General features: G+C 58.8%; 18 protein-coding genes. 15 read left to right on the top strand and 3 right to left on the bottom strand.

The features are described from left to right. Window positions 1-38: 38 nt before the first annotated feature. The gene (locus tag ACNA0J_RS13920; protein WP_415819468.1) at window positions 39-1,268 is read right to left on the bottom strand and encodes a CaiB/BaiF CoA transferase family protein; all 1,230 of its coding nucleotides are present in this window, start codon (window positions 1,266-1,268) and stop codon (window positions 39-41) included. A 172-nt stretch (window positions 1,269-1,440) separates the two neighbouring features. Between ACNA0J_RS13920 and ACNA0J_RS13915 the strand changes: the two genes are divergently transcribed. The 15 genes from ACNA0J_RS13915 (at window position 1,441) to ACNA0J_RS13845 (ending at window position 15,930) form a co-directional block, all read left to right on the top strand. Beyond that, entirely contained in the window at window positions 1,441-2,652 is a 1,212-nt protein-coding gene (locus ACNA0J_RS13915; protein WP_415819467.1) for an ABC transporter substrate-binding protein, read from the top strand. A gap of 10 nt (window positions 2,653-2,662) precedes the next feature. Then, window positions 2,663-3,511: an HTD2 family dehydratase gene (locus tag ACNA0J_RS13910; protein WP_415819465.1), complete on the top strand. Its 849-nt coding sequence runs from the start codon at window positions 2,663-2,665 to the stop codon at window positions 3,509-3,511. 90 nt (window positions 3,512-3,601) lie between these two features. Then, entirely contained in the window at window positions 3,602-4,345 is a 744-nt protein-coding gene (locus ACNA0J_RS13905) for an SDR family NAD(P)-dependent oxidoreductase (RefSeq protein ID WP_415819464.1), read from the top strand. A 16-nt stretch (window positions 4,346-4,361) separates the two neighbouring features. Next, a complete protein-coding gene (locus ACNA0J_RS13900; protein WP_415819462.1) occupies window positions 4,362-5,360 on the top strand; it encodes an NAD(P)-dependent oxidoreductase in 999 nt (332 codons plus the stop codon). Beyond that, the gene (locus ACNA0J_RS13895; protein ID WP_415819461.1) at window positions 5,353-6,231 is read left to right on the top strand and encodes a branched-chain amino acid ABC transporter permease; all 879 of its coding nucleotides are present in this window, start codon (window positions 5,353-5,355) and stop codon (window positions 6,229-6,231) included. The genes ACNA0J_RS13900 and ACNA0J_RS13895 overlap by 8 nt, the downstream gene beginning before the upstream one ends. Continuing rightward, the gene (locus ACNA0J_RS13890; RefSeq protein ID WP_415819459.1) at window positions 6,224-7,219 is read left to right on the top strand and encodes a branched-chain amino acid ABC transporter permease; all 996 of its coding nucleotides are present in this window, start codon (window positions 6,224-6,226) and stop codon (window positions 7,217-7,219) included. The genes ACNA0J_RS13895 and ACNA0J_RS13890 overlap by 8 nt, the downstream gene beginning before the upstream one ends. Next, a complete protein-coding gene (locus ACNA0J_RS13885; protein ID WP_415819458.1) occupies window positions 7,216-8,001 on the top strand; it encodes an ABC transporter ATP-binding protein in 786 nt (261 codons plus the stop codon). The genes ACNA0J_RS13890 and ACNA0J_RS13885 overlap by 4 nt, the downstream gene beginning before the upstream one ends. Beyond that, on the top strand, window positions 7,994-8,782 hold the full coding sequence (locus tag ACNA0J_RS13880) for an ABC transporter ATP-binding protein (protein WP_415819456.1): 789 nt from the start codon (window positions 7,994-7,996) through the stop codon (window positions 8,780-8,782). Before ACNA0J_RS13885 ends, ACNA0J_RS13880 begins: the two co-directional genes overlap by 8 nt. A 59-nt stretch (window positions 8,783-8,841) precedes the next feature. Then, on the top strand, window positions 8,842-9,762 hold the full coding sequence (locus ACNA0J_RS13875) for an SMP-30/gluconolactonase/LRE family protein (protein ID WP_415819455.1): 921 nt from the start codon (window positions 8,842-8,844) through the stop codon (window positions 9,760-9,762). A gap of 48 nt (window positions 9,763-9,810) precedes the next feature. After that, the gene (locus ACNA0J_RS13870; protein ID WP_415819454.1) at window positions 9,811-10,833 is read left to right on the top strand and encodes a Bug family tripartite tricarboxylate transporter substrate binding protein; all 1,023 of its coding nucleotides are present in this window, start codon (window positions 9,811-9,813) and stop codon (window positions 10,831-10,833) included. A 97-nt stretch (window positions 10,834-10,930) separates the two neighbouring features. Continuing rightward, complete coding sequence (locus ACNA0J_RS13865; protein WP_415819453.1) at window positions 10,931-12,145, top strand: FAS1-like dehydratase domain-containing protein; 1,215 nt, start codon at window positions 10,931-10,933, stop codon at window positions 12,143-12,145. 35 nt (window positions 12,146-12,180) lie between these two features. Next, a complete protein-coding gene (locus tag ACNA0J_RS13860) occupies window positions 12,181-13,347 on the top strand; it encodes a CoA transferase (RefSeq protein ID WP_415819451.1) in 1,167 nt (388 codons plus the stop codon). Next, window positions 13,344-14,543, top strand: coding sequence for a CaiB/BaiF CoA transferase family protein (locus ACNA0J_RS13855; protein ID WP_415819450.1), 1,200 nt, complete (start codon window positions 13,344-13,346; stop codon window positions 14,541-14,543). Before ACNA0J_RS13860 ends, ACNA0J_RS13855 begins: the two co-directional genes overlap by 4 nt. A gap of 43 nt (window positions 14,544-14,586) precedes the next feature. Beyond that, a complete protein-coding gene (locus tag ACNA0J_RS13850) occupies window positions 14,587-15,168 on the top strand; it encodes a cysteine hydrolase family protein (protein ID WP_415819449.1) in 582 nt (193 codons plus the stop codon). 114 nt (window positions 15,169-15,282) lie between these two features. Then, on the top strand, window positions 15,283-15,930 hold the full coding sequence (locus ACNA0J_RS13845; RefSeq protein WP_415819448.1) for a GntR family transcriptional regulator: 648 nt from the start codon (window positions 15,283-15,285) through the stop codon (window positions 15,928-15,930). 15 nt (window positions 15,931-15,945) lie between these two features. Here ACNA0J_RS13845 and ACNA0J_RS13840 read toward each other — a convergent pair whose 3' ends face one another. Continuing rightward, window positions 15,946-16,347, bottom strand: a complete 402-nt coding sequence (locus tag ACNA0J_RS13840; protein WP_415819581.1) for a type II toxin-antitoxin system VapC family toxin — start codon at window positions 16,345-16,347, stop codon at window positions 15,946-15,948. Between the two features lie 8 nt (window positions 16,348-16,355). Next, complete coding sequence (gene vapB / locus ACNA0J_RS13835; protein WP_415819447.1) at window positions 16,356-16,586, bottom strand: type II toxin-antitoxin system VapB family antitoxin; 231 nt, start codon at window positions 16,584-16,586, stop codon at window positions 16,356-16,358. Window positions 16,587-16,603: the final 17 nt, after the last annotated feature.

Genomic DNA, 16,603 nt, shown 5'->3' with positions numbered 1-16,603 from the left:
TGTCTCCGTTATAGATGAGAACGGCTCCACCTGCCCGTTCAAGCTTCTTTGCGTACTGGCGCCCATGCAAAGTCGCCAGAGTGAACCGCGGCGATCGCGCCGCTGGCGAGGAGTGCGTCGCATTGTCCGGATGTCAGTCCGGCTGTGCGCAGCACTTCTACGGTGTGCTCGCCCAACTCCGCGGGCGGCAAGAGGGGAGCATCTGCTTCGGCGGCATGCAGACGCGGAAATTCCGGAACGTCGAAGTCCAGCCCGCGATACCGCACTTGGCGCAACTTGCCTGGCTGGTGGGCTTGGGGGGCTTCCAGGACGCGTTCCAGAGGCAACACCTCGGTGCAGCCGACGCCGCCCGCTTTCAGCCGTGCAACGGCCTCGTCAAAGGGATATGCCGCGATGGCTTCTTTGACGATGTCTTCGACCTGTTCGCGCGCTTTTTTTCGATCGCGCAGGTGATAAAGGCTGGCGTCGTCCGCCTGCGGCAGTCCCATCGCCTGGCAGAATTTCAGCCAATGTCCATCGGTGAGTATCAGCAAGTACAGCCAGCGCTCATCTGCAGTCCGATAGGCACCATAGCCAGGCATGCTGAACTCGCCATGCGGCTCGCGCTCCGGCCGTCCGAGCAATTGCGTTTTGAGCTGTACGCCCACCAGATCGCGAGAGGCCACATGCAGGCCGGTTTCGTACAGGCCGACTTCGACATGATCGCCTTTATCGTGCTTTTGCTGCTGAATCAACGACGACAAAATGCCGATGACCGCATACGCACCGGCAAACTGATCGTGGTACGACGGCCCGAGCCGGCTAGGGCGGCCGTTGATCCGGTTACCCTCCATGACGCCGGTAGAGGCTTCGGCCACCGGGTTCGATGCCAGGTCGTTTTCCTGTGGGCCCGCGGCGTAGCCACGGATATGGCAATAAATCAGTTTGGGATTGATTGCCGCGCAGTCATCGCGTGAGAGCCGCAGCTTGCGCGCCGCGTTCGGCGCCAGGTTATGCACCAGCACATCGGCCGTCTGCAGCAGCTTGCAGAATGCGTCATAGCCGGCCGGGCTGGCGAGATCGATGCAGACGCTTTTTTTGCCATGGCTATAGGCGATGAAGGTTCCGCTGGGGCCGCCTCGCACCAGACTGCGAGTGGGATCTCCGCGCGGCGGTTCGACCTTGATGACGTCCGCACCCAGTTGCGAAAGGATGTGTGCTGCAAACGGCGCCGCCAGCATGGTTCCCAATTCAATGATGCGGTAACCGGTGAGGGTAGGGGTAGTCATCGAGCGTCTCCTGCCTGTTGTTTGATAAAGAATGCATTCTATATTTTTAAAAAGACGGGATTTTGATTAATTTCATTAGGGAAAGTACGTATTTTTTGGGTTTAATTAAAATATAGAATGCATTCTTAGTCGTGCAGCAGATAACGACCGATCCAAAAAACGGAGACAAAACATGCACAGACGGACTTTTCTTTCTGGTTGTGCGGCAGCGGCCACCATTGCCTTGCCGGGCTGGGCGCGAGCACAACAGAGCGCGGTTGGTATCGATGCTGCATCCAAGACGGTGACGGTGGGCGCGTTCACGCCGGTGACCGGGCCCGTGCCTTTCTATGCGATCTTGACGCGAGCGGCCGAAGCCTGCTTCAAGCATGTCAACGATACGAATGCCTTGGACGGATGGAAGATCAAGTTCGTCACTTATGACGACGGCTATGAACCCGCGCGCAGTGTCGCGGTAACGCGGCGCCTGGTCGAGGAGGACAAGATCTTTGCGTTGGCAGCGCCGGTGGGCACGGCGCAATCAGTCGCGGTGATTCCTTATGCCAAGGAGGTCGGGTTACCGATGATCGGGCCGATCGGTGGGGCAACCGCCTTGTTTTCCGATCGCCTGGTCTTCCCGCTATTACCGGATTATGGATGGTCTGCTGCGTCCAATCTGGACTATGCCATCAATGGGCTCAAAGCCAGTCGTGTGGCGCTACTGTGGGAAAACGATGAACTGGGGCGATCGGCAAAACGGGGTTTTGATCTTTTGATCCAGGCTCGACAACTGCAACCTGCCGAGTCGATTCCATTTGAGGTTCGCAGTACGGATTTCACTCCTCATGTCCGTCGCATTGCGAATGCCAAGGCGGAAGTCGTGATTCTGTTTGGTTCAAATGCGAACTTGGCCGCGGCATTAAAGACAGCGGACCGCCTGGGACTGAAAGCCAAATGGATGGCGCCATTTTTTACAGCGGATCCGACCACGTACAAATTGGCCGGCAAGCTGTTGGACAGAACGTATTTTTCATCATGGCTGATGCCAGTCGATGCGGATGACGCGGCCATTAAAGCCTATCGCGACACAGTCGCCAAGCTCTATCCCAACGATCCCATTGGTGTGTTTGGCCTCAATGGCTGGAGTAACGCTTCGTTGTTTGTCGAAGGATTTCGCATGCTGTTGGCCAGCGGTAAACCGTTGGCACGCGAAAACCTCGTCGACGTGATGGAAACGATGACGAACCGTGCCGTGGGCGGCGCGCGTGAAGTGACCTTCAAGGCAGGGGACCATCGCGGCGCGCGCCAAGAGGGGATCATCCAGGCACAGAATGGTGGTGGGTTCAAGTTGGTGCGCGGATTTGAGCCCTATCCTGCAGCCGTTTTTGACGCAAAACTATCGTAGGGGAATGGGTGTGAGCGAGCAGTATGCAGCATGGGTGGGCCGCGAGGAATCGCGTGCAGAGCAGGTGAACGCGAATGCGGTAGCGGCAATGGCCGCGACCTTGGATTGGGAAACGGCGCCTGCCGAGGGGGACGCTTTGCCACCAGGCTGGCAGTGGCTGTTTTTCAATGGCGCGGTCCGCCGCCGTGGGCTGGGAACGGATGGTCATCCCCAGCGGGGCGGTTTTTTGCCGCCGATTGAATTGCCGCGCCGCATGTGGGCCGGCAGTCGCATTCGTTATGTCAAAGACTTGCCCATCGGGGCGCAGGCAACTCGGCACAGCCGCATCCTGAAAGTCGAAAACAAAGTGGGCAAGCGCGGATCGCTCTGGTTTGTGACGGTGCAGCACACGACTGTATGCCAACAGCAGGATTGCCTCGTGGAGGAACAGGATATTGTGTACCGCGAGGCGACGCCCGTGACGACGGCACCGGCTGAGGCTGCGAAGCCGCCGCGTTACGAAGGGCGCGCGCAATGGGGCCGTGAGGTGCAGCCTGATACCACCCTGCTGTTTCGTTATTCGGCATTGACTTTCAATGGTCATCGTATTCACTACGACCAGACCTATGCCCGCCACGAAGAAGGTTATCCGGATCTCGTCGTACATGGCCCCTTGACGGCGACGTTATTGCAGCAATTTGCCCTGGAGCACGGTGGCGAACGCCAATTGGCGAGCTTTGACTTTCGTGGTGTCAGCCCGTTGTTTGTAGCTCGTCCGTTTCAGTTGGAAGGCCGCGAGGCAGATGACGGCAGTGTGGACTTGTGGGCGCGCGGTCCGGAAGGCGAGTTGGCCATGTCGGCCAAGGCCACCTATCGCTGATTACGCTGACGATATGCGCGGGGGCAGTGTGATTCGCAATGCGCTATATCCAGTCCACTATTGAACAATACATTCAGGAGACAAAAGACAATGGCACAACATTTAAGCGGCCCTGCGGACTTGCAGGGACAAGTCGCTTTCATTACCGGCGGTGCGGGTTCAATGGGACGCGCCATTGCGAATGCGTTCAAGCAGGCGGGGGCAAGGGTCATCGCCACGGATCGCGCCGAACACGCAGATATTGGGCCCGAGATTGACTATCGCCAATACGATGTGACCTCTCGCGCGCAAACGGACACTGTGATCGACGGAGTGCTCAACGACTATGGCAAGATCGATATTCTCGTGCTCTGCGCAGGCATTATTGCGCGGACGACATTGGCCGACAGCACGGATGACGAGTGGGATGCATTAATGTCGGTCAATGTTCGTGGGGTAGTCAATCCGGCGCGAAAACTGTTTCCTTTGATGTGTGAGCAAGGTTTCGGAAAAATCTTGGCTGCGGGTTCGATTGCCGCGAAGAATGGCGGTGTCGCATCGGGTCCCGCCTATGTCGCCTCGAAGTCGGCAGTGCACGGCATGATGCGATGGATAGCCAAAGCCGGTGCACCCCACGGTGTGTACGCCAATACCTTGGCGCCGGGACCCGTCGAGACGGCGATGTGGGCCAGTATCACCAAAGACGGGGCTCCCGCGGCGAATGCGACGGTGCCCTTGGGCCGTTATGGCAATCCAGACGATATTGCCCAGGCGGCGCTGTTCCTGTGTTCGCCGGCATCCAACTGGATTACTGGTACCTCGCTGGATATCAGCGGCGGTATGTGGATGGCCTGACCGCCGGAGACGCATCATGGCAAACGCGCAAGCAACCTTGGGATTTATCGGGCTGGGAGTGATGGGCGGTCCGATGTGCAGAAATGTCGCGAGCAAGCACGCTGGCGATGTGATTGCCTTCGATATGAATGCCGACGCATTCTCGGCCCTGGAGGGCACCCGTGCGCGCCAGGCGGCGAGCGTGGCAGAGGTCGCGGATCAGGCTGATGTGGTGTTCTTGTCTTTGCCGGGCGGGCCACAAGTGGAGCGCGTCTGCCTCGGAGAGCAAGGACTGGTGCGAGGAAAACACCGGCCTGACGCGATTGTCGATCTCAGCACGACAACGGTCGCCTCGGCGCGTGCCGTGGCCGTTCAGCTGAAAAATCTGGGTGTGGCCTTCGCAGATGCACCTGTCGCGCGTACACGCGAGGCCGCCCAGCGTGGCGAACTCAGCATCATGGTAGGCGCTGACACGGATCTGTATGCGCGTATCGAGCCGTGGCTGCATTACATGGGGTCGGATGTCACACATTGCGGCGATGTGGGATGCGGCCAGGTCGTGAAGCTCATCAACAACGCATTGGTGTTCGAGAACACGATGGCGTTAGCGGAAATGATGGTGCTGGGCGAACGTGCAGGCGTACAGCCAGAGGTGCTGTTGGATGCGGTGTCCAAGGGATCTGGCGATAGTTTCGTGCTGCGTAATCATGGACGCCGCGCCATGCTGCCACGAACGTTTCCGGAGAAATCCTTCCCGCCTGAGTATGTCTTGAAGGATCTGTCATACGTCTCGGAACTGGCGGCGCAAATGGCGGTGACAGCTCGGGTGACGGAGTTGGCTCAGCGCTATTACACCGCGACGGCGAAGGCAGGCTACAGCGGGCGATACTTTCCGGCTGTGATTGAGATCATCGATCAAGGTATCGAGATCAATGACAGTGAGGGGAGCGCGGCAAGCGCGCAAGAAAAGACGGAACCACACAGCCAGGTTAAGGACACGGTGGCGTCTCTATCAGAGGGGCGCCGTCATGGATGACGTCATCGGCCTGGTATGGGCGGGGATGATCAGCGGATGCCTGTATGCGATGGGGGCGATAGGCATCGTGCTGATCTATAAAAGCTCGAACGTCGTGAATTTTGCGCATGGCAATCTGGCCGGCCTGGCGGCATTTCTGGTGTTCGGTTTTACGGCTGGCATCTTTTCCAACATGGCGTGGGGCGCTGCCGTGGTGTTGACGTTTGCCATCATGATTGCGGTCATGGCGGTTAGCTATTTTCTGATCGCGCCTCTGGTATTCAAATCGGATCTGACCAGCACGATCGCGACGCTCGGGGTTGGACTGATCGCTCAAGGGGCGACGCAACTGTTGTTCGGTTCTAACGTGGTATCCCTGGATTTGCCCTTGCCCGATTGGCGGGCAGAGTTGGGGCCTATCCTCGTGACCGCCTACGACATGGCCGTGCTGGTGACGACGGCGTTGGCGATAGGGCTGCTATATGTGCTGATCGAACGCACGCGTATCGGTATTGCTTTTCGTGCGGTGTCGGCCCATCCATTCGCCAGCCGCGTGTGTGGCCTGAGCCTGCGGCGCGTACATCTGTTTTCCTGGGTTGTGGCGGGGTTATTAGGGTTGGTGGCGGCATTGTTGATTGTGCCTACCACGTTCTTGTCGTCGACCAGTGTGGCCTCGTTCATGCTGCAGGCCTTCGCGGCGGCGGTGGTCGGCGGGTTCAACAGCCTGCCGGGCGCCGTGCTGGGCGGCATCTTCATCGGTGTGATCATGAATCTGCTGTCGTTCTATGTGGCGGCCGAGTTCAACAATACGTACTTGTTGTTGACGATCCTGATTGTGCTGAACGTATTCCCCAAAGGCATTCTTGCCGTGCGTGGAGGTGTTCGTGTCTAGTGTGATGATGTCGGTGAACGATCCGGCCGGCAAGCTCGGCCATCAGGGGAATGCCACGGTATCCCAACGGTTGGGCGCCAGCGTGGGTATTGCAGGGGTGTTGGTGCTGCTGCTGTTGCCTATCGCGGTGGGCGGATATTGGACCTATACCGTGGGATTGTGTTTTGCCAATGCCATTGCGGTTATTTCGGTAGGGTTTCTGGTGCGCTATGGGGGCGAGGTCTCGATCGGGCATGGTGTATTTGTGGCAGCTGGCGCCTACGCCGTCGCGTTGTTGGAAAAGTACGCTGGCGTATCGCTGCTGATGAGCCTGCCGGTGGCGGCATTGGCAGGGGCGGTGCTGGGCATGATCTTCGCTTTTCCCTCGCGTCACTTGTCAGGAATTTATTTGGCCGTCGCGACCATGGCGCTGGCGCTGGCCTTGCCTGAAGTCCTGTTGCATTTTTCGTCGGTGACAGGGGGCTACGAAGGTCTGTACGTCAAGCTCGATGCGTTGCCTGGCATGACTAAAGAAATGCAGCGGTATTATTTGCCGCTGGCTGGGTTGGTGGCGGTTGTCATGCTATTGCGTCAGTTTCGGCGCTCGCGCCAGGCCAAGGCATTGTTGCTGATTCGTACTTCCGCCCATGCTGCCGAGTCGTTCGGCGTGCGCCGAAGCTGGGCACGCTTGAGTTGCATGGCGCTTAGCGGCGCTATCGCAGCAATTGGCGGGGCCATGCTGTCGTTCAGCTCCTCCACGGTATCGCCCAATAGCTTCACGTTGTGGACGTCGATTTTTCTGCTGGTGGGTTCGGTGGTGAGCCTGTATTCGCTGTCTATCGTGGGCGGTGTGATAGGCGGTGCATTTTTGACCTTGATGCCTTTGCTGCTGGCTGGCGCCGGCGACTGGGTGCCCATTCTGTATGGGGCGGCGTTATTGACTGTTGTGCTGGGTTTCAACGCTTTACCGGCATCCGTGCGGGCGAGGCTCCAAGGAGGACAGGCATGACGGTCGACGTGTTGGGGCGGACACCGCTGATAGTTGACGATCTGTCGTTGTCTTTTGGTGGCATACAGGTCCTGCAGCATGTGGGTGTGCGATTGTTGCCGGGGGAAATTACCGGTCTGATCGGGCCGAACGGTGCCGGTAAAACGAGTTTTTTCAATTGTCTGACCGGCTTGTATTGCCCGCAGCAAGGCAGCATTCTGTTGGGTGGCGAGCACCTGGAAAAAATGGCCCCTACTGAGCGTGCGGCGCGGGGATTTTCGCGCAGTTTTCAGCATGTCGCCTTGTGTCCAGAGCTGAGCGTGGTCGAGAACGTGATGATCGGCCTGGACCGTGAGGCGAGCGTAGGGTGGCTGGACGCTTTTCTGCCGTTGCCGAAAGGGAAAAAAGAAAATGCCCTCCACCGCGAGCGCGCCTTGTCGGCATTGGATCGTTTGGGGGTATCGCAGGTCGCCGATGTGATGCCTGCCGAACTGCCACCGGGCGTGTTGCGACTGGCCGAAATTGCGCGCGCTATTGCTGGCCACCCGCGCGTGTTGCTGCTGGATGAGCCCGCGGCGGGGTTGAATTCCGTAGAAACGGCGGATTTGGCTGCCGCCTTGAAAAAGTTGCGGGCTCCCGGGCTGGTGTTGGTAGTGGTCGAACACGATATGGATTTGATCATGGAGGTATGCGACACCATCCATGTGCTGAACGTAGGGACCTTGCTCGCCTCGGGCAATCCAGAGCAGATCCGCAGTAATCGCGATGTGGTGCGCGTATACCTGGGAGACGAGGATGACTGATGTCACAGCGGATCTGCTGCGGGTCGATGGCTTGACGGTGCGTTATGGCGCGGGCCCCGTGTTGCATGGGATTCGCTTTGCGATGACGGACTCTAAGGTCGCTGCGCTGCTAGGGGCAAATGGAGCGGGAAAGTCCAGCACCTTGCGGGCGATCGCAGGCCTGGAGCCGGCGCAGGGCGCGATCCTGTTTCGGGGGCGGGATATAACTCGCCTGAGCGCTGCACAGCGATTTCGCCTGGGTATCGTGTACGTGCCGGAGGGCCGCGCGATCGTGTCGGATCTGACGGTCCAGGAAAACCTGAGGCTGGGTTCGTATTTTGTCGATGCGCGCACTCGCGCACAGCGCGAGCAGATGGTCATGGATTTCTTTCCCGAGATCGCCAATCGGCGACGGGCGGCGGCAGGATTATTGAGCGGTGGCGAACAACAGATGCTGGCCATCGGGCGCGGCCTGATGTCAGGGCCGCAGTTGTTGCTGCTGGACGAGCCTTCGCTGGGTTTGGCACCGTTGCTGGTGGCACGCGTGTATGAGCGCTTGGCGAGGATTCAAGAGGAACAGAGTCTTTGTGCGCTGTTGGTCGAGCAGAGCTTTCATGCGGCCGCCAAACTGGCGTCCCATGCCTGGGTGCTGCGCCATGGCCATATTGTGGGCGAGTTGGATGAGGCTGCGATGCGTAGCCGCGAGGGGCGGCAACAGGCCATCGATGCGTATCTCGGTTCGCGCAGTCAGTCGTCGACGTCACCTGCCGGATCGTCTGGCGGGAGCGCTATGGCCACGTGAGTCACCAGACGGTTACGTCTCTAGCTATATGCCGTCACGATAATGAACAAGGACACAGTATGCAGTCTCTAAAACTACAGGGCGAGATCATCGCATCTGGATTGCAGTTTCCCGAGGGGCCGGTCGCGTTGACGGATGGAAGCGTATTGGTCGTGGAGATCGCGGGAGGACGCCTGCTGCGTGTGTCGCCCGATAGACGGGTGAGCGTCGTGGCCAAGCTGGGTGGTGGTCCCAATGGCGCGGCGCTAGGGCCCGACGGGCAGTGCTATATCTGCAATAACGGCGGCTTCAGTTGGCGTACGGATGATGGATTTACGCGGCCGACAGGTCCGTCAGAGGACTACGCGGGCGGCAGTATTCAACGTGTTGATGTTGAGACGGGGGCGGTGACGACGTTGTATACGCATTGCGATGGCGTGCCCCTGCATGGGCCGAACGATATCGTGTTCGATACACAGGGCGGATTCTGGTTCACCGATTTCGGCAAGACGTTCGAAGACCGCATTCTGCGTGGCGCGGTGTATTACGCCCGTATCGATGGCAGTGCGATTAGACGGGTAGCACATCCTGTGTTGACGCCAAATGGCATCGGCTTGTCGCCCGATGGCCAGACCCTGTATGTGTCAGAGACAGAGACGAGTCGGCTGTGGTCCTACGCGGTCGAGGCGCCCGGTGTATTGACCCAAGAGCCTTGGCCGTCGCCTTGCGGGGGACGCTTGGTGCATGGACTGCCGGGATATCAGCGGTTCGATTCGTTGGCAGTGGAGCAGGGGGGCAATATTTGCGTGGCCACCTTGGTGCGTGGAGGCATCAGTGTATTCAGTCCTGCTGGCCAGTGGCTGGAGTTCCACGAGGCGCCCGAGGGGTATTGCACCAACATCTGTTTTGGCGGTGCCGATTTGCGTACCGCCTATATCACGCTGTCGGGCTATGGGCAGCTATTGGCGGTGCCCTGGCCGCGGGCGGGCCTGGCTCTGTAAATGCGGACGGCATAAACATAAATCGTGTGTACCGGTCATGGAGACAGTATGAAAACAACAGGCGAATTACGCTCGAGCAGGCGGAGATTCTTGCGCACGGGTGCGGCGTGGGGAGTGTCAGCTGGCTTGGCGGGGCTGGGACTGCCGGCACGTGCACTGCCGGTGTCTGCCGCTTCGTGGCCGGATAAACCGATACGCATCGTGGTTCCCTATGCTGCCGGGCAGGGTGCTGATTTGTTGACACGTCTCTTGGCTCAGGAACTCGGCAAGACACTGACGCAACCCATCATCATCGAGAATCGTGCCGGTGCGGGCGGAAATATAGGCACAGCCAGCGCGGCGCGATCGAATGCAGACGGCTACACGTTTCTGTTGGGTACGAACGCCACCAATGCGGCAAATGAGTTTCTCTATAGCAGCCTGGGTTATGACCCTGCCGCCGATTTTGTGGGCGTCGCGATGATCGGGCTGCTGCCTATGGTGTTGTGCACGTCGGCGGCGGACTTGCCTGCTAATGGCATTGCTACGCTGATTGACCGTGCCCGTGCCCAGCCCGACACGCTCAATGTGGGATTACCCAGCACGACGGCACAGGTCGTGTGCGCCGAGTTTGAAAAATCAGCGCAGGCGCCGCTATTTGCCGTGAAATACAAGGCCTCCGGTCAGGCATTGACCGACACCATGGGCGGCCAGATTCCGCTGGTGATCGATACGGTGACAGCGGCCCGGCCCTATGTGTTGAGCGGAAAGTTACGCGCGCTGGGGATTTCGTCGCTGCATCCCAGCGAGATGTTGCCGGGCGTGAAATCCATTGCGGAGCAGGGTGTGACAGGCTTCGACGTGGTGGCATGGGATGCCTTGTTTGCACCGCGTGGGACACCGGCGGCCATCGTGGCTCGTGTTGGCGAACTGATTCAGCGCGTGCAACAGCAACCGGCGACGCGCGACCGCATGATGGACATAGGCGTAGAGCCATTGGTGATGGGCCCCTCTCAACTGGATACGTTCGTGCAGAACGAGCGGACCAAGTGGGGCGGGATTATCAAAGCCGCCGGCATCCGCATCGAATAATTTCCTATATCAAAAGTGAGTTTCGCCATTGAGGCGGAACTGTGATTATTCAAAGAATGCATTCTGCATTTTATTGATTTAGCCAAGGAGCTGACCTATGAGTACCGTTTTGAATATCGCCCAGTCCGACGTAGGCAATGCGCCAGCCGAAGGCCGCATCACTGATGAAGCCGTCGCCGCGGCGCGCGCCATGATCGGCCTGCATTTGCGGCCTGAGGGGCCATATCTGCAGGATGCGACGCCCGACACGCTGCGCAATTGGTGCAATGGCATAGGCGATTTGAATCCCTTGTACCGCGATGTCGGCTATGCCAGCAGTACGCGTTATGGTTCGCTGCTTGGCCACCCCATGTTTCCCATGGCGTTTGGCTGGCTGGGCCGGACCCGGTGGGGATTGCCGGGCGTTCACGGTTTTTATGCCGGCAACGATTGGGAGCTGTTCCGGCATGTGCGTCCGAATGACCGCATCACTGCTATCGAGCGCGTCGTTGGCGTGGAGGAAAAAGAAAGCAAGTTCTCGGGCCGTCTGGTGCTGCAGTATGTCGAGGCCAGCTATTACAACCAACGCGGCGAATTGATCGCCCGGGCGTTGGGGACTTGCACACGCCACGAACGTAAAGCGGCGCGCGATACGGGTAAGTACAAAGAGATCGTCCAGCATGAGTACACCGACGAAGAGCGTGATCGCATTGACGAAATGGTGCTGAACGAGCCCAAACAGATCCGTGGCGCCAACGTACGCTATTGGGAGGACGTTGAGGTCGGCGAAGAGCTGCCGACGATTGCGCGCGGTCCCTTGTCGTTGATGGACACGATGGGGTTCCTGGTGGGATGCGGCCGCGGCCATACGCACGGCGTGGTATTGCAGGCGGCGGTGAAGCATCCAGGCCATTTCTTTCGCAATCCGGAGGCGGGCGGCGGCGTCGAATACACCGGTATTGGCCACCATCGTGAGTCGGTGGCTAAGGAAGTCGGCGTTCCTGGCACCTATGACTATGGCCCACAGCGTTCATCATGGATGTGCTCGCTCGTGACGAACTGGATGGGCGATGCCGGGGTGTTAAAGCGTGTCCGTACGGAGATGCGGCGCTTCAACATCATGGGAGACACCACGTTCTGCAAAGGAAAGGTCATACACAAATACGTGAAGGACCAGGTGGGCTTGGTGGATATCGAATTGGCTGCGGAAAACCAACGCGGCGAGTTGACCACGCCGGGATTGGCTACGGTCGCGTTGCCGTCGCGCGATGTGCGGCTGCCTGCCTTTATCGACGGCTCAGGCGTTGATCTGGAGCTGCCGGTCACTCGTTGATGTACTTGCGTTCCTATCTCTGTGAGACAGTATCTATGCAGCCATATTCTTCGTCCCGATCTGACACGTTGCCACTGAGTGGTTGCCGTGTCGTGGAGTGTTCGTCTTCTGTCGCCGCCGCCTACGCCGCCAGGTTGTTGGCGGCCATGGGCGCGCACGTTGTCATGTTGGAACCACCTGCGGGGTCGCCTTTACGTCAGGCCGCGCCGCGATTAGCGGGTACGAAAGAGAGTGCGTTGTTTGCCTACCTGGCAGTGGGCAAGCACAGCCTGGTCTGCGATCTGTCCACAGAGGAGGGGCAAGCGCTATTGTCGCGCGAGTTGGATCAAGCCGATGTTTTCATCGAGGATAGCGCGGTGCGTGATCGCGCAGGCCGTGGCCTGGAGCCGCAATCGCTCAATCAGCGATTCCCGTCGCTAGTGCATGTCAGTGTCCTCCCTTTTGGCGCAACGGGGGCCAAGGCGGATTGGGATGGCGTGGAATTGAACTTGATCCACGCTGGCGGAGAGGGGTATTTGCTGCCCAATGGTTTATCACATGAGTTGTTCCCCGATAGGCCGCCGTTAAAGATCTATGGCCATTTTGGTGCTTATCAGGGGGGAGCGATGGCGGCATTCTGCGCGCTATCGGCATGGTGGGCCGTGCCACAGAGAGGTGGACAGTATGTCGACGTGTCGGTGCAGGATGCCGTGCTGGCTGTCGGGGCGTTTGCCTTGCAACGATTGGGAGATGGCTCGTTGGAGCATCGCACTACGCGCAGTTTTCGCTATGGTGGCGTATTCGAGACACGGGATGGTTATGTTGAACTGCTGACATTGGAGGACAGGCAATGGCTGTCGCTGGTGCAGTTGTTGGGCAATCCAGAATGGGCCGGCGATGAGGCGCTGCGCGACCCGTTGGAGCGCAGCCGGCGCGGTCGTGAAATCAATGCGCATATACGTGCGTGGATGTCTATGCATCATGCCGACGACATCGTCATGCGGGCTCAGGAATTGGGGGTGCCTATTGCCAAGTATCGGACACCGAATGAAGTGATGGCGGGAGACCAGGAGCGGTCACGTGGGCTGTTTGCCCCAGCGGTGCTGGAAAGCGGCAAGCAGACCGATATTCTGGTGGCGCCCTTTCAGTTCAGGCGCTCGCCGCTGCCAGGCGGTGGTTGCGTGCCGGCGTTGAATGAAATGGCTGGGGAGGAAATGGTATGACTCTCGCAAATGCTCCACTGGCGGGCGTGCGCATTGCCGATTTCACCATTCACGCTGCAGGCCCGTTCTGTACGCATCTGTTGTCTCAGTTGGGTGCTGAGTGCATCAAAATAGAAAGCCGTACGCGCCCAGATGCTTTTCGCAAGCCGCACGCTGTTTATGGACGCATGTCGGCGGCGACGTTCGATCAGGTGTCCGCAAACAAGTTATCGGTGCGGCTGAATCTAAAACAACCCGAAGCTGTTGCCCTGGCCAAGCGCCTGGTGGCGGCATCGGATATTGCCGCGGAGAGCTTTCGTCCGGGAGTGATGGCGCGTTTGGGATTGGGGTTTGACGATTTATTGGCGGTCAAATCTGATCTGATTCTGCTGTCGTTGTCGTCTTGCGGTCAGAGCGGTCCCGACTCGCATTTTGCGGGGTATGCACCGTTGTTTGGTGCTTGGGGCGGTCTGGGGTGGATGAGCGGCTATAGCGATGGCCCGCCTATGGAAATGCGCCATGTGATGGATCACGCCGCCGGTGTGCACGCGGCGCTGGCTGTTGTCGCCGCGTTGAATCAACGGCGTCGCACCGGCCAAGCCCAGCATGTCGATCTGGCGGCGCGAGAGGTTGCCGCGGCCATGATAGGGGACGCGCTTGTGATGGCGTCCCAAGGTGAGACTCCTGCGCGCCCGGGTAACGGCGATGCCGGTATGGCGCCGCATGGGGTATATGCGACGGCGGACCCTGACCGCTGGTTGACCGTGGCGGTACGCACGGATGCGGAGTGGCGAACACTGGCGGCGCAGTTGGGGCCGGAGGCCGACGACCCTCGCTATGCCACAATGGCTCTGCGAGTGCGCTACCGCGATGAATTGGATGGATTGCTGACACGATGGCTGTCATCTCGCGATGCGGAGCAGACCGCCAGGCAATTGCAGGACGGCGGCCTGTGTGCGCATGTGTCCTGGAATATGCAGGACATTGCTGCCGATCCGCATTTGCGTGCCCGTGGTGTGGTGACCGAGGTGAGCGCACCCGATATCCCCGCCCGCCTGGCGGTAGGCGCGCCGGCGCGATTCAGTCGCACGGATGAGGTGGGCATACGACGGCTGACGCCGGCATTGGGACAGGACGAGGACTATGTGTTCGGCGAGCTGTTGGGATTGAGCCGGACACAGCGCGCGGATCTGGAGTCTCGCGAGATCATTCTGTGATATCCCGTGTGGATAGACCATCAAACAAATCAAGGAGCCGTAGATGAAAGAGGCTATTTACCTGGTGCTGGATATGGAAAATGATCTGGTCCACGCTGATGGGCCAAACGGCAAGGCGGCCTATGGAGAGCAGGTGCGCGGCCGCCGTATCCTGGAAAACACGCGCCGCGCCTTGGACAAGGCGCGCGCTGCAGGGGTAGATATAGGCTTTGTCCGTGTAGGCTTTTCTCCTGACTACCGCGAATGCCCGCCGAATTCCCCGATATTCTCGGGCGCGCGCAAGGCCGGAATCTTCAAGCTCGGGCATTGGGGAACCGAGGTTCATCCCGATCTGGGCAAGCAAGACAGCGATTTCGATATCGTCAAGCATCGCGTCAGTCCGTTCTATGCGACTAATTTGGAAGCCATTTTGCGGGCGCGCGGGATCAAACGGATCTATTGCTCCGGTATCTCGACCAATGCTGTGGTGCAGGCCGCCGTGCGGGAAGGGCATGATCGCGACTACGAGATCGTGGTGTTGGAAGACTGCTGCTGCGGGACATCGGCTGAGGAGCATGAAAATGCAATAAAAGGCTTGCAACGGTTCTGCCGGATCACGACTTCCGACGTCGTCGTGTTCGAGTGAGGTTTTACCCGGGTACCGTGTAAGCCTGGTCTAAACGTATAAAATGCATTAAATACGGAGTGTCAAAACTCGAGACAGATTTTCCGGCCGCGCACGGCCGCTTCGGGCTATTAGATGGAATATCGAACAAAAGAAGAACAGGTCGCGGATTATCTCCGCGAGCGCATTATTTCCGGCGTCTATCCGCGCGGCTCGCGTCTGAAACAGGCCGAGATTGCCGAGCAACTGAAGTTGAGCATCACGCCCGTGCGCGAGGCGCTGAAGCTGCTGGTGGCCGAGGGCTATATCAGTGGCGATTCCTATCGTGGCGCCCGTGTCGTGCCGTTCGATGCGGCGGCGTCGGCGGAAATCCTGCAGTTACGCTTGGTGCTCGAGTCGCAATTGGTTCGAGGCGCCATTGAAAAAATCACCACCGACGATATCGCCGAGCTGCGCGCATTGGCCGCGCAGTTTGCGGAAACGTTCGCGGCGGGCGATCGGGCCACCGCGCGGGGCGTGAATTACCGTTTTCACCGCCGTCTGTATGACATTGCACAGATGCCGCAGACGTTGCATTTTGTGCAGATTCTGTGGGCGCGCTATCCCTTTGACCTGATCAATTCGGTGTCAGGACGTGGCAAAGAGGCCGTGCACGAACACGACGAGATCCTGCAGGCCTTTGCCGCCGGCGACGCGTCGGCCGCCATGCTGGCCATGCGTAAACATATTGAGTCTGGCTGGACGGTGTTGAAGGCGATCAGCGAAGAGCAAGCGCGGGAGTAGCAGAGGGCAGGCTTGTCAGTGCACCCAATCTTCGTAAGTAAGGCCAGAGACACGGCCGAACTCACGGACATTATTTGTGATGAGAGTGCACCGCGCCGCGATTGCATGACCTGCAATCGCGGTGTCGTTTTCGCCAATGAGTAGACCGGATTGCGTGAGTTGCTGCTTTACCTCGATGGTCGCGTCCACAGCGCGTTGATCCCACGGCAGTACTGCATCCAATCGTCTGACAAATTCATCAACTAATGTTTTGTGTCGAGGAGAGGCTTTTTTGCCGATCTGCCCGTAGCGCATCTCAGCATAGGTGATCGCAGAAATAACGATCTGGTTGTTTCTTCCAACCTCTGCTGCCAATCGTTGCAACACACATGCCGGACGTTCTCTCATAATGAATGAGCATATGCAGGTGTCCAACATAAAGGTCGTCACAGTGTGAACCTGCCTTCATCGTTGACGACGGCCGGACGCTCTTGTAGAAAGTCCTGATCCGCGGCGGGCAGCTCGGCCAGGGATAGCCAGCTCGGACGCACTGGACGCAAGGTGATCACGTCTCCATTTCGGGTGATCTCTAATTCGCCCACACCTTCGTAGGCCATATCGTTAGGAAGACGGATAGCTTGGTTTTTACCGTTCTTGAAAATCGAAACAGTTCGCATGGCTGGTCCTTTGCATA

Source organism: Bordetella tumbae, assembly GCF_965139195.1.
Lineage (GTDB): Bacteria > Pseudomonadota > Gammaproteobacteria > Burkholderiales > Burkholderiaceae_B > Bordetella_A > Bordetella_A tumbae.
Note: the sequence above shows the minus strand (reverse complement) of the source record. Positions and strands in the feature narration are given on the sequence as shown.